Here is a 24770-nt window from a genome sequence, read left to right as displayed (position 1 = left end):
AAGGAAACACCTCACCCATGGACGCGATTTCCGTCATCCGCACCAAGCGGGACGGGGGCGAGCTGAGCCCCGAGCAGATCGACTGGGTCATCGACGCGTACACGCGCGGCGAGGTCGCCGACGAGCAGATGTCGGCACTGGCGATGGCGATCCTGCTCAACGGCATGAACCGGACGGAGATCGCCCGCTGGACCGCCGCGATGATCGCGAGCGGCGAGCGCATGGACTTCTCGTCCCTCTCCCGCCCGACCGCCGACAAGCACTCCACGGGCGGCGTCGGCGACAAGATCACGCTGCCGCTCGCGCCGCTGGTCGCGGCGTGCGGCGCGGCCGTGCCGCAGCTGTCCGGCCGCGGACTCGGCCACACCGGTGGCACGCTCGACAAGCTGGAGTCCATCCCCGGCTGGCGGGCGCTGCTGTCGAACGAGGAGATGCTGCACGTCCTCGACACGACGGGCGCCGTGATCTGCGCGGCGGGCGACGGCCTGGCGCCGGCCGACAAGAAGTTGTACGCGCTGCGCGACGTCACCGGCACGGTCGAGGCGATCCCGCTGATCGCCTCCTCGATCATGTCCAAGAAGATCGCCGAGGGCACGGGCTCGCTGGTCCTGGACGTGAAGGTCGGCACCGGTGCCTTCATGAAGACCATCGAGGACGCCCGCGAGCTGGCCTCCACCATGGTGGCGCTGGGCACCGACAGCGGGGTGAGGACGGTCGCCCTGCTGACGGACATGTCCACGCCGCTCGGCCTGACCGCGGGCAACGCCCTGGAGGTCCGCGAGTCCGTCGAGGTCCTCGCCGGCGGCGGCCCGGCCGATGTCGTCGAGCTCACCGTCGCCCTGGCCCGCGAGATGCTGGACGCGGCCGGCATCAAGGACGCCGACCCGGCGAAGGCCCTCGCGGACGGCTCGGCGATGGACGTCTGGCGCCGCATGATCGCCGCGCAGGGCGGCGACCCCGACGCCGCGCTCCCGGTCGCCCGCGAGCAGCACGTCGTCACCGCCCCTTCCTCGGGCGTGCTCACCCGCCTGGACGCCTACGGCGTCGGCGTCGCCGCCTGGCGCCTCGGTGCGGGCCGCGCCCGCAAGGAGGACCCGGTCCAGGCGGGCGCGGGTGTCGAACTCCACGCCAAGCCGGGCGACACCGTCACGGCGGGCCAGCCCCTGCTGACCCTCCACACGGACACCCCGGAGCGCTTCGAGTACGCGCTGAAGTCCCTGGACGGCAGCTACGACATCGCCGCCGAGGGCACGGCCCACGAGCCGGCCCCGGTGGTGCTGGAACGTATCGCCTGACCTCGTACGGACGAACGGGACCGATGGACCTCCGTCGGTCCCGTTCGGCATGCTGGGATCGGTGTCACAGCCGAAGCAGGAGACCTCCATGAGTGCACTCCCGGCCGATCCCGCTCCGGGTCTCCACTGGGACGAGCTGGTCCGCTTCTGGGGGTCCCCGACGGCTGGGGCGTCTACCGGACGCTGGGAGTGGTCCACCCCTCGCGCGGGGGCCTCTTCGTTCCGGATCTGGTCGTCATCGCGGAAGGTGCCGTGGCCGAGCTGGAGGGGAGCGAGTCCGCTCCCCTCATGGCGGCCGAACTGATCGTGGAGATCACGTCCCTCTCCAACGCGAGCCACGACCGGTTGAACAAAGCCGCTGCCTACGCGGAGGCCGAGGTCCCGCTTCACCTGCTCATCGACCGCTTCGCTCCCGCCGGACCGGCCGTCACCCTCTACGGTGAGCCCGAGGGCGACGTCTACCGCGCCCTCAGCTCGGTGAAGTTCGGCGAGGACATCCACCTTCCCGCCCCTTCGACCTGACCCTGGAGACCAGCGCCTTCCCCGTCGGCTGATCCGCCCGCGCACACGGCGGCCACCGATGAGTTCCGCCCCCGCCGCGGGTCTCCCTCCATGTGGACACCACCGATGGCGCCATCGTCTTCCTGGTCGCCGGGCTCGTCGAGCCCGGCGACGTGCCGCGCCTCTGCGAGGAGCTGGGCGCCCTGCTGGCCCGGCAGCCGCGGTCCTGCGCACCCGTCGAGTGCGACGTCGGCGGGGTCACCCGGCCGAACCTCGCCCTGCTCGACGCCCTCGCCCGGCTCGGGCTCACCGCCCAGCGTCTCGGTCACCCGCTGACCGTGAGGAACGCCCCGCCCGCCCTGCATGCGCTGCTGGAGCTCGTCGGGCTGGACGCGGTCCTCATGCCTCCAGCCGCTCCGGAAGACCGAACAACGGGAACCAGCGCTGCACGTCCAGGAACGACGTGATCCCCGCGACCTTCCCGCCCGTGATCTCGATGACCATGAGCGCCCACGGGCTGAAGCCGCCGTCCGGGTCCGGGTGGTAGTGCGCGAAGGCGGGTGTGCCGTTCGCCACGACCGGCAGCAGCCGCGAGCCCCGGCACACCTCGCCGACTCCCAGCATCCAGCCGGTGATGTCGTCATGGCCCCGGAGCCACAGGTCGTAGGGCGGCATGGACAGCGTCGCGTCCTCGTGGAGCAGCGCGGTCAGCGCCGCCATGTCGTAGCCCTCGAAGGCCGCCACGTACCGCTCCAGGAGCTGTCGCTGCTCCTCGTCGAGGGGGTCGGCCACGTCGGTGTCGGCCGGCGCCGACTCCGCGAGCGTCGCCCGCGCCCGCTGCAGCGCGCTGTTCACCGAGGCGACCGAGGTGTCCAGCAGCTCGGCGACCTCGCTGGCCTTCCACGCCAGCACCTCGCGCAGGATCAGCACCACCCGCTGCTTCGGCGGCAGGTGCTGCAGGGCCGCCACGAACGCCAGCCGGACCGTCTCGCGCGACACGGTCGTCTCCGCCGGGTCGGCCGTGGACGGCAGAACCCGCCCGTCGGGCACCGGCTCCAGCCAGGTGACCTCCGGGCGGGCGTTGAGCTGCGCCTGCGCCACCGGTGTCGCCGCCGTCAGGTCCATCGGGCGGGCCCGCCGGTTCCCCGCGTTCAGCGCGTCGAGGCAGACGTTCGTCGCGATGCGGTACAGCCAGGAGCGCAGGCTGGAGCGGCCCTCGAACCTGTCGATGCTGCGCCAGGCCCGCACCATCGTGTCCTGCACGGCGTCCTCCGCCTCGAAGGCGGAGCCCAGCATCCGGTAGCAGTACCCGGTCAGCTCGGTGCGGTACCGCTCCAGCTCGTCCAGCCGCTCCCGCTGTGCCACGTCGCCCATCGTGTCCACCCCTGTCGCGCTTCCCCGTGCCTCACTCACGGAAGCTACAGGAGCCCACTGACAACGGGTGTCAGGTTCCCGGCTTGCGGCCCCAGACGTGCACGTCGTCGCCGTTGCGCAGCAGTTTCCAGTACGCCTTGGCGTCCGCGTCCCGCATGTTCACGCAGCCCGCGGAGCCCGGCGGGTTCCACATGGACTTGTTCACCGAGTGGAAGGCCTGCCCGCCGTCGAAGAACTGCGCGTACGGCATCCACACCTTGTAGAGGGTCGACCAGTGCTTGATGTTGCGGTGGTAGATCTTCTTCGCACCGGTCCGGGTCTCGGAGCCGTCCCGCCCGGTGCGCACCGGCACCGGCCCGTACGTCAGCTTCGCGCCGTCCTGGATCCAGCTCAGCTGCCGGGTCAGGTCGACGCAGGCGATGCGGCCCTTGTTCGTCGGGCAGAGGCCCGCCTTGTTGGGCGTCTTCCCGGCCGCCCGCTGCTTCAGCATCGTGTCCATCGTGCGCCAGGTGAGCGGCCCGGCGTACCCGGCGGACGGCGTGATGCCGTGCGTCTTCTGGAACGTCTGGATCGCCTTGCAGTCGGCCGCCGACTGCCGGCCGTCCACGGGCCGCCCCAGGAACTTCTCCACCTGCTTCTGGTACGGCCCCGCCGACGTCGTGCAGGACGCGGCCTGGGCGGGCGAGGCGCCCAGCGCGACCGTCAGCGGTACGACCAGTCCGGTCAGGCCGAGGACGGTCCCCATCCGTCCGCGTATGCGTGTCCCACCCACGTGTTCCCCCTCTGCTCCCATGCGACTGTCATGCCCTTAGGACGCTCGGGGACGCCGCGTGGTTGTACGTCTCGCGCGACGCGCGTTCCCGCACCCGCGCGGCGTGCGTCCCGTACAGCGTGAGGGACACGACACCGAGCACGGCGACCAGCCCCAGCAGGACCGTTCCGGCCCAGCCGCCGGCGTGGAAGGCGACCGCGCCGAGCGTGCCGCCCGCGCTGCTGCCCAGGTAGTACGCGGACTGGTAGAGCGCCGACGCCTGGGCGCGGCCCGTCTTCGCCGTACGGCTGACCGAGGACGAGGCGACCGCGTGGCCCGCGAAGAACCCGGCCGTGATCAGCACCAGTCCGGCCAGCACGGCGGTCAGGGTGTCCCCCAGCGACAGCAGCAGCCCGGCGGCGGTGGTGGTCACCGCGAGGTAGAGCGCCCCGCGCCGCCCGAGCCGCCCGACGAGCCGGCCGGCCGCGGCCGACGACACGGTGCCGACCAGGTAGACGAGGAAGATCGAGCCGATCACGCCCTGCGGGAGCGAGAAGGGCGCCTCGACGAGCCGGTAGCCGATCACCGTGTAGACGGCGCCGAACACGGTCATGAACAGCGCGCCGATCGCGTACAGCCGCATCAGCAGGGGGTCCGACAGGTGGGTGCGCACGGTCCGCGCCAGCGCGCGGGGCCGGAGCGAGCCGGCGGTGAAGTGCTGCGCGCGGGGCAGCAGCAGCCGGAAGACCACCGCGCACACCAGCGCCAGCACGCCGACCGCGGCCAGCGCCGCCCGCCAGCCCCACAGCTGCGCCGCCCAGCCGGTGACGATCCGCCCGCTCATCCCGCCGATGCTGTTGCCCGCGACGAACAGGCCGATCGCGGCGATCAGCGCCTTGGGCCGTACCTCCTCCGCCAGGTACGCCATCGCCGACGCGGGCAGGCCCGCGAGCGCGGCGCCCTGCACCGCGCGCAGTGCCACCAGCCACGGCAGGTCCGGCGCGAACGGCACGAGGAGGCCGACGGCCACGGCGACCGCGAGCGAGGCCGTCATCAGCGCGCGGCGCCCGAACCGCTCGGACAGGGCGCTCAGCGGCAGCACGCACAGGGCGAGCGCGCCGGTGGCGGCCGAGACGGTCCAGCTGGCCGCCGAGGCGCTCACGCCGAAGTCGGCGGAGACGGCAGGGAGCAGGGCCTGCGTCGAGTAGAGGAGGGCGAAGGCGGCGACTCCGGCGGCGAAGAGCGCGAAGCTCATCCGGCGGTGGCCGGGGTGGCCGGGGGCAAGGCGGGTGTCGGCGACCGCGTCGGTGGCGGCCGCCTTGGTACTGGCGGAAGGCATACCCCGACCGTAGGCACCGGGGTTTGATGCGTCCAATGCATGGAACGGCTTTAATCGTTCCCATGGTGCATCAACGCAGCTCACAGGATTGGCTGTCACCGAACAGTAACGAAGAAGACATGGGGCTGCTGCTCGCGCCGCGCCTCGCACACTTCGCGGCGGTCGCCCGCCACGAGCACGTGACGCGCGCCGCGCAGGAACTCGGCGTCCCGCAGTCGACGTTGTCACGGGCGGTCGTGCGGCTGGAGGAGGACCTGGGCGTCGCCCTGTTCGCCCGCAAGGGCCGTACGGTCTCGCTCACCCCGGCCGGCCGGACCTTCCTCGCCTCCGCCGAGCGGGCGCTGGGCGAGGTGGAGCGCGCCGCCGAGTCCGTACGCGCCGACGCGGACCCCTCCGCGGGGCGGGTCGCCTTCGGCTTCCTGCACACCATGGGCTCGGAGACCGTACCCGAGCTGATCCGCGCCTTCCGGGTAGACCACCCGAAGGTCCGCTTCACGCTCGTGCAGAACTACGGCGAAGCCATGATCGAGCGCCTGCGCTCCGGCGAGCTGGACCTGTGCCTCACCTCGCCGGTGCCCGACGCCCCGGACCTCGTCGCCCGCCGCCTGGACGAGCAGCGGCTGCGGCTCGTCGTCCCCGACGACCACCGGCTGGCCGGCCGCAAGCGCGTCCGGCTCGCGGAGGCCGCCGACGAAACGTTCGTCACCCTGGAGCCCGGCTACGGGCTGCGCCGCATCACCGACGCGCTGTGCGCGGAGGCGGGCTTCGCGCCGCGCGTCGCCTTCGAGGGGGAGGAGGCCGAGACCCTGCGCGGTCTGGTCGCCGCGGGTCTGGGCGTCGCGCTCCTGCCGCCCCCGGCGGTCCCGCGCCCGGGTGTCGTCGAACTGACGGTGACGGCTCCGCGCGCGGCCCGCGAGATCGGTGTGGCCTGGCTCGACGGCCACCCCGACACCCCGCCGGTGGCCGCCTTCAAACGGTTCCTGCTCTCCCGCCGCGGGCGGCTGCTCAACGAGGCGGCGCAGCTCCCCCTGTGAGGCGCGGGCAGCCGGCCGGCATCCCCGGCGCGCTACCGCCGCCCCAGCGCGTGGCCGAAGCCGGAGGCGAGGGGCATGCGCAGGCCCAGCGGCGGCGGGGCCGCCAGGGCGTCGGCGACCGGGCGCGACCAGGGGCGGCCGAACAGCGTGCCCAGCACGAAGTCGGCGGCCAGCGCGAGCACTTCGGCGCGGTGCTCGCGCAGCGCGTGGCCGTCCGAGTGGACCTCGAAGCGGCACGTGTCGCGGTTCGCCTTCTTCGCCCGCACGGCCAGCCGGTAGGACAACTCCGGGTCCGTACGGGCGTCGTTGGTGCCGTGCACGATCATCACGTGGCGGCCCACGAGCTGCCGCACCGGTTCCGGGGCGGCAGCCACGTCGTCCTCCGGCAGCCAGGGAGCCAGCGCCAGTACGGATCCGACGGCGGTGTGGCCCGCCGCGCGCAGCGCCGCCCGGCCGCCCATGCCGCGGCCCACCAGGCACACCGGCACGTCGCCGTAGCGCCGCACCACCTCCGACGCCGCCCACGCCGCGTCCGCCGCGAGCCGCGCGTCGGCGCCGTTCCACCCGCGGCCCCGGTACCGCACCACATGCGCGACGAGCCCCTCGTCCCGGCCCTCGCGCACCAGCCGTCGGGCCAGTGGCAGGGCCGCCGCGTGCGCCACCGCCGAGGGGCCGCGCCCCGACTCCGGTTCGCCGTCCGGGAGCAGGAGCACCACGCCACCCACCGCTCCCGCATCCGTCCCCGCGGCCCGGCCGAGCCGGGGCCCCCGCGCGCTGCCCGTCCCCACGAGTGCCTGGTTCGCCATGGCAGAACAGTCTCAGAAGACGAGATGTCCGCCAGCCGTACGTGCGGTCACTGTTGCGTATCGACGCGCCTTCTACGCGCGTAGGGGCTAGAGTTCGACAATGACGAGCCCCACCACCGACCTCCCCACCACCGACCAGATCCGCCGCGCCCCGAAGGTGCTGCTCCACGATCACCTCGACGGCGGTCTGCGGCCCGGCACGATCATCGACCTGGCCCGCGAGACGGGCTACACGGCGCTCCCGGAGAGCCGGCCCGACAAGCTGGGCATCTGGTTCCGCGAAGCCGCCGACTCCGGCTCCCTGGAGCGCTACCTGGAGACGTTCGCCCACACCTGCGCCGTCATGCAGACCCGGGAGGCGCTCGTCCGCGTCGCCGCGGAGTGCGCCGAGGACCTCGCGGAGGACGGCGTCGTCTACGCCGAGGTGCGCTACGCCCCCGAGCAGCACCTGGAGAAGGGCCTCACCCTGGAGGAGGTGGTCGAGGCGGTGAACGAGGGCTTCCGCCTCGGTGAGCGGCGCGCCCGCGAGAGCGGCCACCGCATCCGGGTCGGCGCCCTGCTCACCGCCATGCGCCACGCGGCCCGCGCCCTGGAGATCGCCGAACTCGCCAACCGCTACCGGGACAGCGGCGTCGTCGGCTTCGACATCGCCGGCGCCGAGGCCGGCTACCCGCCCACCCGCCACCTCGACGCCTTCGAGTACCTCAAGCGGGAGAACAACCACTTCACCATCCACGCCGGCGAAGCCTTCGGGCTGCCCTCCATCTGGCAGGCCCTCCAGTGGTGCGGGGCCGACCGCCTCGGCCACGGCGTCCGCATCATCGACGACATCGAGGTCGCCGCGGACGGCACCGTCACGCTCGGGCGCCTCGCCGCGTACGTGCGCGACAAGCGCATCCCCCTGGAGCTGTGCCCGACGTCCAACCTCCAGACGGGCGCCGCGGCCTCCTACGCCGAGCACCCCATCGGCCTGCTGCGCCGCCTGCACTTCCGGGCCACCGTCAACACCGACAACCGCCTGATGTCCGGCACCAGCATGAGCAATGAATTCGAGCGGCTGATCGGGACGTTCGGCTACACGCTCGATGACATGCAGTGGTTCACGGTCAATGCGATGAAATCAGCATTCATTCCTTTCGACGAACGCCTGGCCATGATCAATGAAGTCATCAAACCGGGTTACGCCGAGCTGAAGTCCGAATGGCTGTTCACGCAGACGGCTGCGACCAGGGGTTAAGCCGACCGGAAAGTCCGCGGACCTTATCAGGAACGGCCGGGGGGAGCGCGACCCGGCCGTTTCAGGTGTTTGCGGAGATCGCCACCGGCTGACTAGCTTGCAGAGCCGCTCAACCTCCCCCGAGATCCCCCAAGGACGATTTTCGATGAAGCAGTCCGCCGCCAAGACTTTCGGTGTCGCCGCTCTCGGTGCCGCTTTCGCCGCCACTGCTGCCGGAAGCGCCTCCGCGGTCGTGGGCCCCTCCAACGCCGCTCTGGAGACCACCAACAAGGTGATGCCGGTCGCCATGCCGCTCGCCGGCTCCGCCGTCCAGCAGCTCCCGAGCCAGCTCCCCGAGGTGCTCGCCACCGCCCAGGGTCTCACCGGAGCCGTCCAGGGGCTCCCCGTCGACCCGAGCATGGTCACCAGCCTGGTCGGCGGCCTGCCCGTCGGCGGCAGCCTGGGCACCGCCGGCGTCGGCGCCTGACACTCCGCACGACGACGGGGCGCGCACCCTCCCCGGGGTGTGCGCCCCGTCGCCGTACGCCCCGGCAGGTCACCACGCCGGCTTCGCCGACCCCTCCGCCGGCAGCAGCATCCACAGCGCCAGGTACAGCAGGAACTGCGGACCGGGCAGCAGGCAGGACACGAGGAAGATCACGCGCATCGTCGTCGCGGAGGTGCCGAAGCGCCGTGCCAGCGCCGCGCACACCCCACCGATCATGCGTCCGTCACGGGGGCGGGTCAGTGCGGCCATGGTGGCCTCCTTGGTGAGTCGTCGTCGTTGCGTCCATACTCACCCGGCACGCGGGGACAAAGCGTCGGACTACGGGGCGATGCCGACCCTGGGAATCGTCGGGGTCGCACCCTGAGGAACATCGCCCCGCCGGACCACCGGCCCCCGGCGCAGCCGCGCCCGCGCGGCCGGCACCACGGCCAGGTGCGTCAGCGCCACCCCCGCCGTGTTCAGCAGCAGCGCGTCGACGTCCACCACCCGCCCCGGCACCACGGTCTGCAGCAGCTCGATCGCCAGCGACACCAGGGCACCCGCCGCGACCGTGCGGGCCAGCGAGGCCCACGGGGAGACGTCCAGCCGGCCGCCCGCCACCGGCAGCAGCACCCCCAGCGGCGCCAGCAGCAGCAGCCCCTCGCCGATCCGCCGGGCCGCCTCGGCCGGCCCCAGCGCCAGATCCGCCTTGATGCCCGCGAACAGCTCCAGGTTGTCCGCGTTCACCCACATCACATCCAGCGGCCGCAGCGTCAGCCAGCCCACCAGCACCATATGCGCGAGGAGGAGGACGAGCCCCGCCGCGCGGAAGCCGATGCGGAAGCCGTTGGCGGCACTGCCGCCCGAACCATGACGCTGCACGCCCTCCAAGACGTGCGGAGCGGCAGGATCGGTTCCGCGTGGCACCCGCGGTCTCGCCGCACACGCCCTCACGGCGCGGCGGACGGCCCCGCGGCAGGGCTCACGCCGCCGGCACCCCGGCGCGGGACGAGCCCGTCGGCACCGCCGAGTCCGGGCGCTCCTTGACCTCGGTCGTACAGGTGTACCGGCGCGCCGGGTAGTCCCCGGGACCGCCCAGCACCACCGTCCCGCCCCCGGCGGCCGTCGCGCCGTTCTCCGCGTACGTGCACACCAGCTGGGACAGCGCGGCCGGCGGCAGGTCGTCCGGCTGCCGGCTCAGCCGCAGCGTCCCCGCCGGGTCGCCCTCGCGGCCCGCCGAGACGCTGAGCGGCGGCTGCACGTACGTCAGGAAGCCCGCCTGCCGCTCGTCCGCCGACGGCTCCGCCGTCAGCTGCGCCAGCAGCGCCCTGGCCACCGGCAGCCGGCCGTCACTGCCCTTGGGATCCGTGAGCGCCGGACCGGCCGGGCGCTGCACCGCCTCCAGCCCCGACGCGCACACCAGGTACACCGTCACCGGCATGCCCTGCCCGTCCCCGTCCGCCTCCGCGTCCTGGGAGAGGCTGCACGGCATCCGCGAGGGCGCCGCGCCGGCGTCGACCGGGACCGTCGGGCGGATGCCGCAGCCCGCGGCGACGGCGGCGATCACGGTGGCCGCCGCGATCGCGGTCATGCCCCGGCGCAGCTCACGCACCCTCATGCCCGCCACCCTTCTGCTGCTGTTCCTGCGGGTCGACCGTCCGCGACGCGTCGCGCGGCAGCCGCAGCACGAACACCGCGCCGTCGCCGTCGGGCGAGTTCGCCGCCGTGATGTCACCGCCGTGGATCAGCGCGTTCTCCATCGCGATCGACAGTCCGAGACCGCTGCCCTCGGACCGCGGGCGGGAAGCGCTCGCCTTGTAGAACCGGTCGAACACGTGCGGCAGGACGTCCTCGGGGATGCCCGGCCCGTGGTCGCGGACCTCGATGAACAGGTCGTCGCCCTCCGTCCGCACCGCCACCCGCACCGGCGAGCCGCCGTGCTTGAGGGCGTTGCCGATGAGGTTGGCGAGGATCACGTCGAGCCGGCGCGGATCGAGCCGCGCCACGAGCCCGCGCTCGGCGTCCAGCTCCACCGCGTCCAGCCACGCGCGCGTGTCGATGCAGGCGGTGACCTGGTCGGCCACGTCCACGTCGTCGAGCACCAGGCGGGCCGTACCGGCGTCGAAGCGGGTGACCTCCATGAGGTTGTCGACCAGGGTGTTGAGCCGCCGCGTCTCGCTGACGACCAGGGCCACGGCCGGCGCGATCATCGGGTCGAGGCCGTCCTGCTCCTCCTCCAGGACCTCCGTCACCGCGGTCAGCGCGGTCATCGGCGTGCGCAGCTCGTGCGACATGTCGGCGACGAAGCGCCGGCTGGACTCCTCGCGGGCGCTCATGTCCGCGACCTTCTTCTGGAGGCTCTCGGCGGCCGCGTTGAACGTCCGGGACAGCTCGGCCAGTTCGTCCGTGCCCGACACCTGGAGCCGGGTGTCCAGCTCGCCCTCACCCAGCCGCCGCGCCGCCTCGCCGAGCCGGTGCACCGGCTTCAGCACGGTCGTGGCGGCGGCCTGCGCCAGCAGCGCGGAGCCCAGCAGCGCCAGCAGCGTGGCGATCCCCAGCGACCAGGCCAGCGAGTTGAGGTCCTGCCGCTCGGGCTCCAGGGACTTGAACATGTACCCCGTCGGCCCGCCGCCCGCTATCCGCGTCCCGCCCACCAGGTACGGCGTCCGGCCGCGCTCCGTGCGCTGCCAGAACAGGTGGTACGGGTACGGGTTGGCTTCGTCGACCTCGTGCTGCTTGTCCACCGCGGCCCGAAGCGACTGCGGCACGTCCTCCAGCGTGAACCGGTCCGGGTCGGACACCCCCACGATCGGCTTGCCCTCGGCCCGCTCGGCCAGCAGCACCACGCCGTACCCGACGCCGTTGGACGACATCTCCTCGGCGGTGCGCCGCAGCTCCTCCTCGGTGGGCCGCAGCGGCAGCGACGCGGCCCGGTTCTGCATCTCCTGCCGGAAGTCGTTCAGCGCCGAGTCCTGCGTACGGGTCAGCACGGCCTCGCGGTTGAGCCAGTACGCGATGCCGGACGCGGACACGGCGGCGGTGAGCGCCACCAGGGCGAACACGACGACCAGGCGCAGCCGCAGGCTCGTCCAGCGAAGTCCCGCCCCCGGTCCCTTCCTCGCGGACTCGGTCACGAAGGGACGTCCAGCCGGTAGCCCACACCCCGGACCGTACGGATCAGGGTCGGCGAGGACGGCACGTCCTCCACCTTCGCGCGCAGGCGCTGCACGCACGCGTCGACCAGGCGCGAGTCGCCCAGGTAATCGTGCTCCCACACCAGCCGCAGCAGCTGCTGGCGCGACAGCGCCTGGCCCGGCCTGCGGCTGAGCTCCAGCAGCAGCCGCAGCTCGGTCGGCGTCAGCTGGAGGTCCTCGCCGTTCTTCGTCACGGTCATCGCCGACCGGTCGATGACCAGCGCGCCGAACGTCGCCGAATCCGTCGACTCGCGCTCGCCGCGCCGCAGCACCGCCCGGATACGGGCGTCCAGCACCCGTCCCTGCACCGGCTTGACCACATAGTCGTCCGCGCCCGACTCCAGACCCACCACGACGTCGATGTCGTCGCTGCGGGCGGTCAGCAGGATGATCGGCAGCTGGTCGGTGCGCCGGATGCGGCGGCACACCTCGAAACCGTCGATGCCGGGCAGCATCACGTCCAGCACGATCAGGTCCGGCCGCTGCTCGCGCAGCAGTTTCAGGCCGTCCTCACCCGTCGCCGCGGTGGCCACTTTGTGGCCCTGGCGTGACAGGGAGAGTTCGAGGGCCGTGCGGATGGCGTCGTCGTCCTCGATCAGCAACAGGAAAGGCACGCCGTCATTCTGTCCCATGGTGGAGGGGGAGTTCGACCGCTCGGCCCTGTGACAGGTCTGTGACAGTCGGCGGACACCGCCATGAAGTCCCCCCGGCAAGCTTTTTCGCACCGGACCGAGCCAGACTCCAACCGACGGGGGGCGTGAGATGAACGCACTGCACAGCAGCACCTCAAACGCAGTTGTCACGCGTCTCCACGACGTCACGCGGAGCACCGAGAAGTCCGGCGCCGTGAACGGGCGGGGGTGCGTTCGCGGCGCCGGGCGTCAGCACAAGTCGCCGTACATGGCGGCCGTGCCTGACGGGGGAGAGGCGTACGGAGGGGCACCGGGGGACCGGTCGAGCCGTACGGACGTGGAGTTCACCACGTACGTGCAGGAGCGCCGCGCCTCTCTGTACGCCACCGCCTACCACCTCACCGGTGACCGGTTCGAGGCGGAGGACCTGCTCCAGAGCGCGCTGTTCTCGACGTACCGCGCCTGGGACCGCATCAGCGACAAGGCCGCGGTCGGCGGCTACCTGCGCCGCACCATGACCAACCTGCACATCAGTGCCTGGCGGCGCCGGAAGATCGACGAGTACCCGACCGAGGAGCTTCCCGAGTCCGCCGGCGACACCGACGCGATGCGCGGCACGGAGCTGCGCGCGGTGCTGTGGCAGGCGCTGGCCCGGCTGCCCGAACTGCAGCGCACGATGCTGGTGCTGCGCTACTACGAGGGCCGTACGGACCCGGAGATCGCGGAGATCCTGGACATCAGTGTCGGCACGGTGAAGTCGAGCATCTGGCGCTCCCTGCGCCGGCTGCGCGAGGACGACGTCCTCAGCTTCGGCCGTGACGAGGAGGAGTCCTTCGGCCAGCTCGTGGCCTGAGGCACGGGGGAAACACGGGGGAACGGGGGGCGGCCGGCCGCGGTCTCGGGGGAGACGGCGGCGGGCCGGGGTACGGGGGTGCCCACCACGGGGGGAACCGGGGGTAGCGGGGCAACGGGGGAAGCGGGCCGGACAGGACGGGGGGTCTTGTCCGGCCTCGCGCGTCGTCCGGGGCGGCACGCGCCGCCGGACCGGCGTGCGTTACGCGTGCTCCCGGTCCGCCGCCGTCGCCGTGGGCGTACGGTGCCGGCCGGCCGCCGCGGCCGCCAGGCGGCCCAGCGCCTCGGCCTTGTCGCACGCGTGCGCGCCCAGGGCGGTCTGGCGGGCGACGATGGAGCGCTCGGCGCGCATCAGGCGCCAGCCGCGCCGCAGCAGGAACGGCACCGACTTGCGGCCCTCCCGCAGGTCCCGCAGCAGCCGGCGGCGGAACGTGGTGGAGGGGCGGCCGCGCAGGCACAGGGCGTCGGCGAGGAGCCCGAGCTCCTGGCACCGCGCCACGATGTCCGCCGCGAAGATGCCCTCCGCCACGAAGAGCGGGGTGCGCCCGATGGCGAACGTCTCGCGGTCCACACGGCTGCTGGTGGCGATGTCGTACACGGGGACCGTCGTGCGTCCCGTGCCGCACAGTTCGGCGATCGCGGCCACGGCGGCGTCGGCGTCCCACGACAGCGGGGAGTCCCAGTCGATGTCCGGACTGCCCGGGACGAGCGGGAGCGTCGGGTCGCCGGCCTCCTTGTAGAAGTCGTCGAGACGCAGGACGGGCAGGCCGGTGCGGGCCGCGAGGGAGGACTTGCCGGAGCCGGAGGGCCCCGCGAGCAGCACGACGCGGGCCGGGATGGGTTGGGAACTCACGGGACACCAGTCTGAGGCATGCACCCGGTCGGGGGACCCCGTCCGGGACCCGTTGGTATCGAGCATCACACCTCAAATACGCTGCGTGCTCGACCGATCACCGTCTCACGCTGCGCGGCAGGAGCCCTCGTTCATGGCACGTCATACGTTTCTGAAGGCCGGGCTGGCCCTTTCGGCCCTCGGCGCCGCCCTCGGTGCCACCGGCGGCACGGCCCAGGCGGTCCCCTCGCCGGTGGGCGACCTCGACGCGGCGTCCGCGATGCAGGGGGTGTCGGCGGCGGCCCCGCACGTCCTGGGCACCGCCAAGAACCTGAAGATCAACCCGCTCGCGCAGACCGGGGTCGACCCGCTCGACAACGGGGTGGGCACGCAGGTGGCGGACTTCCGGCCGGTGGACACGACCAGCATGACCGGCTCGCTGACCAGTGCCCCGAACCTGCCCGTGGCCGGGCCGGTGCTGGGCGGCGCGCTGCCCGGCTAGGACAGTCCCCCTGTCGCGGCGTACGAGAACGGCTCCGCGCCCCCCGGACGGAGGGGACGCGGAGCCGTTCGGCGTGGGCCGGCTCAGTAGGAGGAGCCGGAGGCGCCCAGGGAGCCCGTGGGGTGCCAGACCGTCTTGGTCTCCAGGAACGCGGTCATGCGGTGCGTGCCCGGGTCCCCGGTGAAGTCCTCGCCGTCCACAGCCTGTGGACGCAGGACGCGCTTGAGGTTGTCCGCGGCCGCGATCTCCAGCTCCCGCGCCAGCTCCGCGTCCGCACCCGTCAGGTCGAGGGCGTTGACGTCCTGGTGCGCGGCGAGCGGGCCGACGATCTCCGCCGCCTTGCCGGACAGGACGTTGACGACACCGCCGGGCAGGTCGGAGGTGGCCAGCACCTCGCCGAGCGACAGCGCGGGCAGCGGCGCCTTCTCGGAGGCGACGACGACGGCCGTGTTGCCGGTGGCGATCACCGGGGCGACGACCGAGACCAGGCCCAGGAAGGACGACTCCCGCGGGGCCACGATCGCGACCACGCCCGTCGGCTCGGGGGTGGACAGGTTGAAGAACGGGCCCGCGACCGGGTTCGCCCCGCCCATGACCTGCGCGATCTTGTCCGTCCAGCCCGCGTACCAGACCCAGCGGTCGATGGCCGCCTCGACGACCCCGGCCGCCTGCGACTTGGACAGGCCCTCCGCGTGCGCCACCTCGTGCACGAACTGGCCCCTGCGGCCCTCCAGCATCTCCGCGACGCGGTAGAGGATCTGGCCCCGGTTGTAGGCCGTCGCCCCGGACCAGCCGCCGAACGCCTTGCGCGCCGCCACGACCGCGTCCCGCGCGTCCTTGCGCGACGAGAGCGGCGCGTTGGCCAGCCACTTGCCCTTGTGGTCCTGCACTTCGTACACCCGGCCGCTCTCGCTGCGGGGGAACTTGCCCCCGACGTACAGCTTGTAGGTCTTGAAGACGCTCAGACGGTTCGTCGTGTCAGACATCGAGGTACGCCTCCAGGCCGTGGCGGCCGCCCTCGCGGCCGAAGCCCGACTCCTTGTAGCCGCCGAAGGGCGAGGTCGGGTCGAACTTGTTGAACGTGTTGGCCCACACGACGCCCGCGCGGAGCTTGTTCGCCACCGCGAGGATGCGGGAGCCCTTCTCCGTCCAGATGCCGGCGGACAGGCCGTACTGGCTGTTGTTGGCCTTGGCGACGGCCTCGTCGGGCGTACGGAAGCTGAGCACCGACAGCACCGGGCCGAAGATCTCGTCGCGGGCGATGGTGTGCGCCTGCGTGACGTTCGTGAAGAGCGTCGGCGCGAACCAGTAGCCGGTGGACGGGAGCTCGCAGGCGGGGGACCAGCGCTCGGCGCCCTCGGCCTCGCCGGTCTCCGCGAGGGCCGTGATCCGGGCCAGCTGCTCCGCGGAGTTGATCGCGCCGATGTCGGTGTTCTTGTCCAGCGGGTCGCCGAGGCGCAGCGTGGACAGGCGGCGCTTGAGGGCGTCCAGCAGCTCGTCCTGGACCGACTCCTGGACCAGCAGGCGGGAGCCGGCGCAGCAGACCTGGCCCTGGTTGAAGAAGATGCCGGTGACGATGCCCTCGACGGCCTGGTCGATGGGCGCGTCGTCGAAGACGATGTTGGCGCCCTTGCCGCCCAGCTCCAGGGTGAGCTTCTTGCTCGTGCCCGCGACCTGGCGCGCGATGGCCTTGCCGACCGCCGTGGAGCCGGTGAAGGCGACCTTGTTCACGTCCGGGTGCTCGACGAGCGCCGCGCCGGCGTCCCCGTAACCGGGGAGGATGTTCACGACGCCCTTGGGCAGGCCGGCCTGGCGGCAGATGTCCGCGAAGAACAGCGCCGACAGCGGGGTCGTCTCGGCGGGCTTGAGCACCACCGTGTTGCCGGTGGCGAGCGCCGGGGCGATCTTCCACGCCAGCATCAGCAGCGGGAAGTTCCACGGGATGACCTGGCCCGCCACGCCCAGCGGCCTCGGGTTGCGCCCGTAGCCGGCGTGGTCGAGCTTGTCGGCCCAGCCCGCGTAGTAGAAGAAGTGCGAGGCGACCAGGGGGAGGTCCGCGTCGCGGGTCTCCTTGATCGGCTTGCCGTTGTCCAGCGTCTCCAGGACGGCCAGCTCGCGGCTGCGCTCCTGGATGATCCGGGCGATGCGGAAGAGGTACTTGGCGCGCTCGGCGCCCGGCAGGGCCGACCACTTCTCGAACGCCTTGCGGGCGGCCTTCACGGCCCGGTCCACGTCCTCGGCGCCGGCCTGGGCGACCTCGGAGAGCACCTCCTCGGAGGCGGGCGAGACGGTCTTGAAGACCTTGCCGTCGGCGGCCTCGGTGAACTCTCCGTCGATGAACAGGCCGTAGGACGGCGCGATGTCGACGACCGAGCGGGACTCGGGAGCGGGTGCGTACTCGAACTTGGTCATGGTGATCAGTCCACCGTCACGTAGTCGGGACCGGAGTAACGTCCGGTGGCCAGCTTCTGACGCTGCATCAGCAGGTCGTTGAGCAGGCTCGACGCGCCGAACCGGAACCAGTGGTTGTCCAGCCAGTCCTCACCCGCGGTCTCGTTGACCAGCACGAGGAACTTGATGGCGTCCTTGGTGGTCCGGATGCCGCCCGCGGGCTTCACCCCGACCTGTACCCCGGTCTGGGCGCGGAAGTCGCGCACCGCCTCCAGCATGAGCAGCGTGTTCGCGGGGGTGGCGTTGACGCCGACCTTGCCGGTCGAGGTCTTGATGAAGTCCGCCCCGGCGATCATGCCGAGCCAGGAGGCGCGGCGGATGTTGTCGTACGTGGAGAGCTCGCCGGTCTCGAAGATGACCTTCAGGCGCGCGTCGCCGGAGGCCTCCTTCACGGCCACGATCTCCTCGTACACCTTCAGGTAGTCGCCCGCGAGGAAGGCGCCGCGGTCGATCACCATGTCGATCTCGTCCGCCCCGGCGGCGACGGCGTCCCGCGTGTCGGCGAGCTTGACGTCGAGGGCGGCGCGGCCGGCCGGGAAGGCGGTCGCGACGGAGGCGACCTTGACGTCGCTGCCGGCGAGGGCGGCCTTCGCGGTCGCCACCATGTCCGGGTAGACGCAGACCGCGGCGGTGCGCGGGGTGGAGCGGTCGGTCGGGTCGGGGTGGACGGCCTTGGCGGCGAGCGCCCGGACCTTGCCCGGGGTGTCCGCGCCTTCGAGCGTCGTCAGGTCGATCATCGAGATGGCCAGGTCGATGGCGTACGCCTTGGCCGTCGTCTTGATCGAACGGGTACCGAGAGACGCGGCGCGCGCTTCGAGGCCGACGGGGTCCACGCCGGGAAGCCCGTGGAGGAAGCGGCGCAGTGTGCTGTCGGACGCGGTCACGTCAGCGAATGCAGATGCGGTGGGCATGGTCACCACTCGAGCATATCTACGCGCGTAGCTGCCTGTACAGCCCCGGCTCGGAGGTCTGTGCGAAACCCCTGGTGGGCACGCGTGCCGGAGGGTCCGTGAGGCCTGTCACATGCCTGTGACGCGGAGCGCATCCCTCACGTACACAAGATCCATAGCGTTGGTTCGTGCAGCCCCGCCCCGCACTCAGCGGCCACACCGAGGAGGCAAGGCAGGCATGCGGCTCTTCCCTCGCAACCGACCTGTTCCAGGAGTCGTTATGCGTTCCGACCTTCGCAGCGCCCTCGCCACCGCCGTCCTCGCCGGTGTCGCCCTCACCCCGGCCGTCACCGCGGCACCCGCCTTCGCGGCGGACGGCACCGCTCCCGCCGCCGGAACCGCTTCCGCCGAGCGCGAGCACCTGCGGACCGAGAAGCCGGCCGGCGGCCTGGTCGCCGAGATATTCACGACCGGCGACGGCCGCTTCGTGGCGGACGTCTTCCGGGACGGCACGCTCCTCTCCAGGCTCACCAGCGGTGACGAGGCCGTCCGCGGCCGCTTCGCCCGGGCGGGCGTCGAGCGCGATCCCGACGGCCACGAGGTCGTGGGCGGCGTCGAGGTGACCCTGGCGGCGGACGGCGCCCTCACGTGGCGCCTGCTCGACGGGACGGGCCAGCAGGCCGCCCCCGCCCCCGCCCTCCCCGGCACGGGCGCCGGCTCCGGCTCCGGCGCCGGCTCCGGCTCCGGCTCCGGCTCGACAGGCGGTGCCACGCCGGAGGGCGGCACCGGGCAGACCGCGCCGGCCTCCACCACCCAGACCACCATCGTTCCCGAGGGAGGTGTCGCCGCCGGCGCCGAGGTGCAGGAGGGCGACCACCTCGTGCTCGTCGCCGGTGCCGGCGCCGCCGCCCTCGGCGCGGCCGGGCTCGGCTTCGTCGCCCTGCGCCGCCGCACGTCCGGCACCCGCGCCTGACCTCCTCCCCGTACGACCCTGCCGACCCGAGCAGGAGCACCACCACCCCACCCCGAGCCGGGCGGGCCGCCGCACCCAGCGACGGCCCGCCTCGCTACGTCCCCTGGAGCCCTGCCCATGCCTCCCCTCGCCCGCCGCTCCGCCACCGCGCTGCTCGCACTCGCCGCCCCGGCCGCCCTGGCCGGCTGCGGCTCCGCCACGACGGGTCCGCCGGACTCGCCGCCCGCGCACATCGAGCCGGCCACCGCCGCTCCGGCGGCCGCGCAGGGCGGACCCGCCGCCCCCATGGCCCGCTCGGAGCCCGTACGGGTGCGGGTGCCCGCCGCCGGGGTCGACACCGGCCCCGTACTCGCCCTCGGCCTCGCCGCGGACGGCACGGTCGAGGTGCCGTCCGTGGCCGACGCGGACCGGATCGGCTGGTACGACAAGGGCGTCACGCCCGGCGAGACCGGCCCCGCCGTGCTCATCGGCCACTTCGACACCGTGAAGGGCCCCGCCGTGCTCAGGGACGTCGCCAAGGTGCGCACCGGCGACGAGATCAGCGTCCGCCGGGCCGACGGCACCACCGCGGTCTTCCGCGTGCGGGAGCTGGAGCAGGTCGACAAGAAGGAGTTCCCGACCCGGAAGGTGTACGGCGACACCACGCACCCCGAGCTGCGGCTGATCACCTGCGGCGGGGAACTGGTCGACGGGCACCGGCCCGACAACATCATCCTGTACGCCGATCTCGTCGCGTGGGCCCATGACGGGTGAGGCAGAATCGGCCGCATGACGACCCCGCCCAAGCCCGAGTACGCCGACCGGTCCTACCGCTCGCCCCACGGCATCGTGGGCGGTCTTCTGCTGCTCGGGTTCGCCGCCTGGCTCGGCGGAGACGCGCTGGTCACCGGCGAGGGGCGGACGCCCTGGATCGCGCTCGCCGGGCTGCTGTTCGTCGTCCCGCTCGTCGTCGCGTTCACCTTCCGGCCCGTCGTGCGCGCCAGCGAGGACCGCATGCGCGTCCGCAATCCGTTCCGCACGATCGACCTGCCCTGGGCGTCGGTCGCCGGCGTGCGCGCCGGGTACTCCAGCGAGGTCTTCACCCAGGACGGCACCAAGTACCAGCTCTGGTCGGTGCCCGTCTCGCTGCGCGAGCGCAAGCGCGCCGCCCGCCGCCAGGCGCGGGCCGGAGCGGACGCCCCGCCCGTGCGCTCCGCGGGCGCCGACCAGACCGTCGCCGACCTCCAGGAGCTGGCGGAGCGGTGCGCGTCCCGGCCGTCCGCGCAGGGCGAGCCCCGGGTCCGCTGGGCGTACGAGATCCTCGGGCCCTCGCTCGCCGGCCTGGTGCTGCTGCTCGTGCTGGTCGTCACCGGCTGACGGCGCCGCGCCGCGTCCTACGGCGGCCCGGGCCACACCAGCAGCATGTACCCGCCCAGCCACGCCGACGACAGCGCGGCCCCGCCCAGCACCAGCACCGCCGCCACCCGCCCGGCCCGGCACACCGCCGCCGCGAGCGGCAGCAGCAGAGGGAAGGCGGGCACCAGGAAGCGGGCGCGCGGGAAGTACACGCCGTCACTGCCCAGCACCACCAGCAGCAGGACCCCGCTGAACACGAGCAGCGCCGGCGGCTGCCGGTCGGCCAGGCACAGGACGTACGCGGCGGCCGACATCACCAGCACCGCCGACACGGCGACCAGGAACAGCTGCGGGTTCCGGTCGTAGACGAGCAGGTCCCGCAGCTCGCGCAGGGTGCCCGCGCCGCCGTCCCACTCGTTGCGCCACAGCCGCTGCACCGCGAAGTAGCCGTCCCAGCGCCCCACCCGGGCGCCCACCCACGCCACGTACGCCAGCCAGCCGAGCGGCGCGGTGAGCGCCGCGGCCAGCGGTGCCCGCGCGCGGGTGCTCCCCGCCGCGAGCAGGCCCGTGACGGACACCGCCGCCGCCACCGCGATCCCGGTGGGGCGGGTCAGCCCGGCGAGCACCGCGAGGGCGGCCGCCGTGTGCCAGCGGCCGGTGAGGACCGCGTACAGCGCCCAGGCGGCGAGCGCCGTGAACAGCGACTCGGTGTAGCCCATCCACTGGACGACCGCGACCGGCAGGGCGCCCCACAGCACCGTGAGGACGGTGGCGGTCCGGCGCCCGCACACCCGGTCGCCGACCGCGAAGACGCCCCAGGCCGCGACGAGCGAGAAACCGACCGCCAGGACCAGCCCCACCGACGCGCGCGAGCCGGGCGTGACGCCCGCGACCGCCTTCACCAGCACCGGGTAGAGCGGGAAGAACGCCAGGTTGTTGGAGTCCATCCGGGTGCCCAGCCCGTGCTGGTAGCCGTGGTCCGCGATGCCCAGGTACCAGTTGGAGTCCCACGAGGTGGCGAGCGTCGGCCACACGCCGTGGCCCTTGAGGTGCGCCCAGCGGGCCAGCACCAGCAGCCCGAAGAGGCGCACCACCAGGTACCCCGTCAGCGCGGGCGCGGCGTACCGCAGCGAGCGGGCCGAGCGGGCGGCCCCGCCGCGGACGCGCCCGGCCACGGGGGACGGGGGCCGCCGGGACGCGGGGACGGTCGGACGTGCGGTGGTCACCGACGGCGGCACGGCGGGCTCCAGGGGCTGCTCGGCTGCGGTACCGGGTCACCCTGCTCGGCGGACCGGGCCGCGTACCGGAGCCGTGCGTCACCTGCCGTACGAGATTCACCCCTACGGGAAAAGCCGTGCCCGTACGGAGCGTCTCCGTACGGGCACGTGAAGGCGGGGGAAGGGCGCGGGGCCTCGCGGGGGCGGGCTGTCGGATCCAGGGTCCCCGCGGGGCGGTCGTCGGATCCAGGGTCCGGCGCGGGCTGTCGGATCCCGGATCCCCGCGGGGGCGGGCCGTCAGATCCCGGCGGCGGCCGCCAGGTCCCGCTTGACCGCCCCGAGCACGCGGTCGGCCTCGGCGCGCGCGGCGGCGAGCCCGCTCGCGTCGGCGACCGGCACGACGACCTCCAGGTAGCACTTGAGCTTCGGCTCGGTGCCGCTGGGGCGGACGATGACACGGGCCTTGAAGGCGCCGTCCAGGTGGTACCGCAGACCGTCGGTGGGCGGCAGCGCGGCGCTGCCCCGCGTCAGGTCCTCGGCGGACGTCACCGTCAGCCCCGCGAGCGCGGCCGGCGGCTGCTCGCGCAGCCGGCGCATGGCGTTCGCGATGACGCTCAGGTCCTCCACGCGGACCGACAGCTGGTCGGTGGCGTGCAGGCCGTGCGCGACGGCCAGGTCGTCCAGCAGGTCGCAGAGCGTCCGGCCCTCCTCCTTGAGCACGGAGGCCAGCTCGGCGACGAGCAGCGCCGCCGTGATGCCGTCCTTGTCGCGCACGCCCCCGGGGTCGACGCAGTAGCCCAGCGCCTCCTCGTAGCCGTAGGCCAGGCCCTCCACGCGGGCGATCCACTTGAAGCCGGTCAGGGTCTCCTCGTGCGGCAGCCCGGCCGCCTCCGCGATCCGGCCCAGCAGCGACGAGGACACGATCGACTCGGCGAAGGTGCCGGTCACGCCCTTGCGGACCAGGTGGGCGGCGAGCAGCGCGCCGACCTCGTCGCCGCGCAGCATCCGCCAGTCGCCCTCGTGCGGGACGGCGACGGCGCAGCGGTCGGCGTCGGGGTCGTTGGCGATCACGATGTCCGGCCCCGTCTCCCGTGCCCGGGCGAACGCGAGGTCCATCGCGCCCGGCTCCTCGGGGTTGGGGAAGGCGACGGTCGGGAACGCCGGGTCCGGCTCGGCCTGCTCCTCGACCAGCACGGGCGCCGGGAAGCCGGCCCGCTCCCAGGCCGCCAGGACCACGTCCTTGCCGACGCCGTGCATGGCGGTGTAGACGACGTTCGCGGTGCGCGGGGAACCGGGGGTCAGCACGGCGTCCGTACGCTCCAGGTAGGCCGCCAGGACCTCGTCCCCGAGCGTCTCCCAGCCGCTCTCCGGCCGGGGGACGTCGTGCAGGCTCGCGACCGCGGCGATCTCGGCGGCGATCTCCGCGTCGGCCGGCGGCACGATCTGCGAGCCGTCGCCCAGGTACACCTTGTAGCCGTTGTCGCGGGGCGGGTTGTGGCTGGCGGTCACCTCGACGCCGGCGACCGCGCCCAGGTGCCTTATGGCGTACGCGAGCACGGGCGTCGGCAGCGGGCGGGGCAGGACCGCCGCGCGCAGCCCGGCGCCGGTCATCACGGCCGCGGTGTCCCGCGCGAAGTCGGCGGACTTGTAGCGGGCGTCATAGCCGATGACGACCAGGCCGCCGGCGTGGCCCTGCGCCTTCAGGTACGCGGCCAGCCCGGCGGCGGCCCGGATGACCACGGCCCGGTTCATCCGCATGGGTCCGGCGCCGAGCTCCCCGCGCAGCCCGGCCGTCCCGAACTGGAGCGTGCCGCCGAACCGGTCCGCGAGCGCGTCGAGGTCCCGCGCCTCGATGAGCTTGGCCAGCTCGTCGCGGGTCTCGCTGTCCGGGTCCTCGGCCAGCCACGCCTCCGCCTGCGCGATGAGGTTCTGCTGCACGGTGGTCTGCCTCTCTGGGTGTCGTACGGGATGTGTCTGCGCTACGGGTACCCCGCGCCGTCTTTGCGGCCGCGGCCCGTGGGCCCGGATGGCCGCGCACACCGGCGTCCGGCGGCGGCACGGCGCGGCCCCGGGGCCCGCGAGGGCTCCGGGGCCGGGCCTCGGGGAGGCGTGCCCCGCACGGCCGTGCGTGCGGGCGGCGGGGCCGGGGGCCGAGCCTGCTTCCCGGATTCCGCCGGTTCGCGGGACCGGTCCGGCCCTGCCCGGAGACCTAGATGCGGTCCAGGACCCGGGTGAGGAGCTCGCCCATGCGGGCGGCGGAGTCGCGGCCCGCCTGGAGGACCTCCTCGTGGTTCAGCGGCTCGCCCGACAGGCCCGCGGCCAGGTTGGTGACGAGGGAGATGCCGAGGACCTCGGCGCCCGCCTCGCGGGCCGCGATGGCCTCCAGGACCGTGGACATGCCGACCAGGTCGCCGCCCAGCACGCGGACCATGTTGATCTCGGCCGGGGTCTCGTAGTGCGGGCCGGGGAACTGGACGTACACGCCCTCCTCCAGCGTCTCGTCGACCTCCTTGCACAGCGCGCGCAGCCGCGGCGAGTACAGGTCCGTCAGGTCGACGAAGTTGGCGCCCACGATCGGGGAGGTGGCCGTGAGGTTGATGTGGTCGCTGATCAGGACCGGCTGGCCGGGGCGCATGCCCTCGCGCAGGCCGCCGCAGCCGTTGGTCAGCACGACGGTCTTGCAGCCGGCGGCCACCGCGGTGCGCACGCCGTGGGCGACGGCGGCGACGCCGCGTCCCTCGTAGAAGTGGGTGCGGCCCAGGAAGACCAGGGCCCGCTTGGCGCCGATCCGGTACGAGCGGATGCGGCCGCCGTGGCCCTCGACCGCCGGTGGCGGGAAGCCCGGGAGCTCCGTGACCGGGAACTCGGCCTCGGGAGCGCCGAGCGCGTCGACGGCCGGCGCCCAGCCGGAGCCCATCACGAGGGCGACGTCGTGGGTCTCGGCGCCGGTCAGCTCGCGCAGGCGCACGGCGGCGTCGGCGGCGGCGGCGTAGGGGTCGCCCTGGAGGTGGTCCGGGGTGGCAGTTGCGTTCACAGAGTCTCTCGCCTCGCGAAGTAACAGTCGCCCCGGACCGCTCGCTGAGGACCCG

Annotated in this window: 27 protein-coding genes; 11 read left to right on the top strand and 16 right to left on the bottom strand. The window is 73.4% G+C overall.

The features are described from left to right. Window positions 1–17 precede the first annotated feature (17 nt). The 3 genes from ACIA79_RS10710 to ACIA79_RS10700 all read left to right on the top strand — a co-directional run bounded on the left by ACIA79_RS10710 (window position 18) and on the right by ACIA79_RS10700 (window position 2263). Entirely contained in the window at window positions 18–1295 is a 1278-nt protein-coding gene (locus ACIA79_RS10710; protein ID WP_399427813.1) for a thymidine phosphorylase, read from the top strand. 189 nt (window positions 1296–1484) lie between these two features. After that, the gene (locus ACIA79_RS10705; RefSeq protein ID WP_399427812.1) at window positions 1485–1817 is read left to right on the top strand and encodes a Uma2 family endonuclease; all 333 of its coding nucleotides are present in this window, start codon (window positions 1485–1487) and stop codon (window positions 1815–1817) included. A gap of 92 nt (window positions 1818–1909) precedes the next feature. Continuing rightward, a complete protein-coding gene (locus ACIA79_RS10700; RefSeq protein ID WP_399427811.1) occupies window positions 1910–2263 on the top strand; it encodes an STAS domain-containing protein in 354 nt (117 codons plus the stop codon). On the opposite strand, the gene ACIA79_RS10695 is transcribed toward ACIA79_RS10700, so the two are convergent. From ACIA79_RS10695 to ACIA79_RS10685, 3 genes are all read right to left on the bottom strand, one after another. After that, window positions 2196–3170 (bottom strand): sigma-70 family RNA polymerase sigma factor, encoded by a 975-nt coding sequence (locus tag ACIA79_RS10695; protein ID WP_399427810.1) that lies wholly within the window; start codon window positions 3168–3170, stop codon window positions 2196–2198. The genes ACIA79_RS10700 and ACIA79_RS10695 overlap by 68 nt on opposite strands. Window positions 3171–3240: 70 nt before the next feature. Continuing rightward, the gene (locus ACIA79_RS10690; protein WP_031068684.1) at window positions 3241–3915 is read right to left on the bottom strand and encodes a L,D-transpeptidase family protein; all 675 of its coding nucleotides are present in this window, start codon (window positions 3913–3915) and stop codon (window positions 3241–3243) included. Between the two features lie 55 nt (window positions 3916–3970). Continuing rightward, the gene (locus ACIA79_RS10685; RefSeq protein WP_399427809.1) at window positions 3971–5260 is read right to left on the bottom strand and encodes an MFS transporter; all 1290 of its coding nucleotides are present in this window, start codon (window positions 5258–5260) and stop codon (window positions 3971–3973) included. A gap of 62 nt (window positions 5261–5322) precedes the next feature. Here ACIA79_RS10685 and ACIA79_RS10680 point away from each other — a divergent pair, with 62 nt between their 5' ends. Then, window positions 5323–6294, top strand: a complete 972-nt coding sequence (locus tag ACIA79_RS10680) for a LysR family transcriptional regulator (protein ID WP_399427808.1) — start codon at window positions 5323–5325, stop codon at window positions 6292–6294. 32 nt (window positions 6295–6326) lie between these two features. Here the strand turns inward: ACIA79_RS10680 and ACIA79_RS10675 are convergent, their stop codons facing one another. Beyond that, window positions 6327–7100: an alpha/beta hydrolase gene (locus ACIA79_RS10675; RefSeq protein WP_399427807.1), complete on the bottom strand. Its 774-nt coding sequence runs from the start codon at window positions 7098–7100 to the stop codon at window positions 6327–6329. 100 nt (window positions 7101–7200) lie between these two features. Here ACIA79_RS10675 and ACIA79_RS10670 point away from each other — a divergent pair, with 100 nt between their 5' ends. Both ACIA79_RS10670 and ACIA79_RS10665 read left to right on the top strand, forming a co-directional pair. Beyond that, entirely contained in the window at window positions 7201–8337 is a 1137-nt protein-coding gene (locus ACIA79_RS10670) for an adenosine deaminase (protein WP_399427806.1), read from the top strand. 145 nt (window positions 8338–8482) lie between these two features. Next, on the top strand, window positions 8483–8803 hold the full coding sequence (locus ACIA79_RS10665; RefSeq protein ID WP_399427805.1) for a hypothetical protein: 321 nt from the start codon (window positions 8483–8485) through the stop codon (window positions 8801–8803). Window positions 8804–8872: 69 nt separating this feature from the next. Here the strand turns inward: ACIA79_RS10665 and ACIA79_RS10660 are convergent, their stop codons facing one another. From ACIA79_RS10660 to afsQ1, 5 genes are all read right to left on the bottom strand, one after another. Next, the gene (locus tag ACIA79_RS10660) at window positions 8873–9073 is read right to left on the bottom strand and encodes a PspC domain-containing protein (protein WP_399427804.1); all 201 of its coding nucleotides are present in this window, start codon (window positions 9071–9073) and stop codon (window positions 8873–8875) included. 69 nt (window positions 9074–9142) lie between these two features. Further along, a complete protein-coding gene (locus ACIA79_RS10655) occupies window positions 9143–9685 on the bottom strand; it encodes a VanZ family protein (RefSeq protein ID WP_399427802.1) in 543 nt (180 codons plus the stop codon). A gap of 100 nt (window positions 9686–9785) precedes the next feature. After that, entirely contained in the window at window positions 9786–10421 is a 636-nt protein-coding gene (locus ACIA79_RS10650) for a hypothetical protein (RefSeq protein ID WP_399427801.1), read from the bottom strand. After that, window positions 10408–11937 (bottom strand): ATP-binding protein, encoded by a 1530-nt coding sequence (locus ACIA79_RS10645; RefSeq protein WP_399427800.1) that lies wholly within the window; start codon window positions 11935–11937, stop codon window positions 10408–10410. Before ACIA79_RS10645 ends, ACIA79_RS10650 begins: the two co-directional genes overlap by 14 nt. After that, the gene (gene afsQ1 / locus ACIA79_RS10640; protein WP_199819673.1) at window positions 11934–12611 is read right to left on the bottom strand and encodes a two-component system response regulator AfsQ1; all 678 of its coding nucleotides are present in this window, start codon (window positions 12609–12611) and stop codon (window positions 11934–11936) included. The genes ACIA79_RS10645 and afsQ1 overlap by 4 nt, the downstream gene beginning before the upstream one ends. Before the next feature lie 148 nt (window positions 12612–12759). Here afsQ1 and ACIA79_RS10635 point away from each other — a divergent pair, with 148 nt between their 5' ends. Continuing rightward, window positions 12760–13482: a SigE family RNA polymerase sigma factor gene (locus ACIA79_RS10635; RefSeq protein ID WP_399427799.1), complete on the top strand. Its 723-nt coding sequence runs from the start codon at window positions 12760–12762 to the stop codon at window positions 13480–13482. Between the two features lie 201 nt (window positions 13483–13683). Here ACIA79_RS10635 and ACIA79_RS10630 read toward each other — a convergent pair whose 3' ends face one another. Beyond that, the gene (locus tag ACIA79_RS10630; protein WP_399427798.1) at window positions 13684–14400 is read right to left on the bottom strand and encodes a uridine kinase; all 717 of its coding nucleotides are present in this window, start codon (window positions 14398–14400) and stop codon (window positions 13684–13686) included. Window positions 14401–14467: 67 nt separating this feature from the next. Here ACIA79_RS10630 and ACIA79_RS10625 point away from each other — a divergent pair, with 67 nt between their 5' ends. Beyond that, entirely contained in the window at window positions 14468–14815 is a 348-nt protein-coding gene (locus ACIA79_RS10625; protein ID WP_399427797.1) for a hypothetical protein, read from the top strand. 83 nt (window positions 14816–14898) lie between these two features. On the opposite strand, the gene ACIA79_RS10620 is transcribed toward ACIA79_RS10625, so the two are convergent. From ACIA79_RS10620 to deoC, 3 genes are read right to left on the bottom strand one after another with little or no spacing between them, the layout of a single operon-like run. Then, window positions 14899–15801 carry an aldehyde dehydrogenase family protein gene (locus ACIA79_RS10620; protein WP_399427796.1) on the bottom strand — a complete coding sequence of 301 codons (903 nt, stop codon included), beginning with the start codon at window positions 15799–15801 and terminating at the stop codon, window positions 14899–14901. Then, window positions 15794–17227 carry an aldehyde dehydrogenase family protein gene (locus tag ACIA79_RS10615; protein ID WP_399427795.1) on the bottom strand — a complete coding sequence of 478 codons (1434 nt, stop codon included), beginning with the start codon at window positions 17225–17227 and terminating at the stop codon, window positions 15794–15796. The genes ACIA79_RS10620 and ACIA79_RS10615 overlap by 8 nt, the downstream gene beginning before the upstream one ends. A 5-nt stretch (window positions 17228–17232) precedes the next feature. Continuing rightward, window positions 17233–18177: a deoxyribose-phosphate aldolase gene (gene deoC, locus ACIA79_RS10610; RefSeq protein ID WP_399427794.1), complete on the bottom strand. Its 945-nt coding sequence runs from the start codon at window positions 18175–18177 to the stop codon at window positions 17233–17235. 259 nt (window positions 18178–18436) lie between these two features. Between deoC and ACIA79_RS10605 the strand changes: the two genes are divergently transcribed. From ACIA79_RS10605 to ACIA79_RS10595, 3 genes are all read left to right on the top strand, one after another. Next, window positions 18437–19129: a hypothetical protein gene (locus ACIA79_RS10605; RefSeq protein ID WP_399427793.1), complete on the top strand. Its 693-nt coding sequence runs from the start codon at window positions 18437–18439 to the stop codon at window positions 19127–19129. Window positions 19130–19246: 117 nt separating this feature from the next. After that, window positions 19247–19882, top strand: coding sequence for a class F sortase (locus ACIA79_RS10600; RefSeq protein ID WP_399427792.1), 636 nt, complete (start codon window positions 19247–19249; stop codon window positions 19880–19882). Between the two features lie 15 nt (window positions 19883–19897). Next, entirely contained in the window at window positions 19898–20485 is a 588-nt protein-coding gene (locus ACIA79_RS10595; RefSeq protein WP_399427791.1) for a PH domain-containing protein, read from the top strand. A 17-nt stretch (window positions 20486–20502) separates the two neighbouring features. Here ACIA79_RS10595 and ACIA79_RS10590 read toward each other — a convergent pair whose 3' ends face one another. From ACIA79_RS10590 to ACIA79_RS10580, 3 genes are all read right to left on the bottom strand, one after another. Next, a complete protein-coding gene (locus ACIA79_RS10590) occupies window positions 20503–21702 on the bottom strand; it encodes a hypothetical protein (RefSeq protein WP_399427790.1) in 1200 nt (399 codons plus the stop codon). 276 nt (window positions 21703–21978) lie between these two features. Next, window positions 21979–23619 carry a phospho-sugar mutase gene (locus ACIA79_RS10585; RefSeq protein ID WP_399427789.1) on the bottom strand — a complete coding sequence of 547 codons (1641 nt, stop codon included), beginning with the start codon at window positions 23617–23619 and terminating at the stop codon, window positions 21979–21981. Between the two features lie 271 nt (window positions 23620–23890). Then, the gene (locus ACIA79_RS10580; protein ID WP_399427787.1) at window positions 23891–24715 is read right to left on the bottom strand and encodes a purine-nucleoside phosphorylase; all 825 of its coding nucleotides are present in this window, start codon (window positions 24713–24715) and stop codon (window positions 23891–23893) included. Between the last annotated feature and the right edge of the window lie 55 nt (window positions 24716–24770).

The organism is Streptomyces sp. NPDC051310 (assembly GCF_044455245.1).
Classification (GTDB): domain Bacteria; phylum Actinomycetota; class Actinomycetes; order Streptomycetales; family Streptomycetaceae; genus Streptomyces.
Note: the sequence above shows the minus strand (reverse complement) of the source record. Positions and strands in the feature narration are given on the sequence as shown.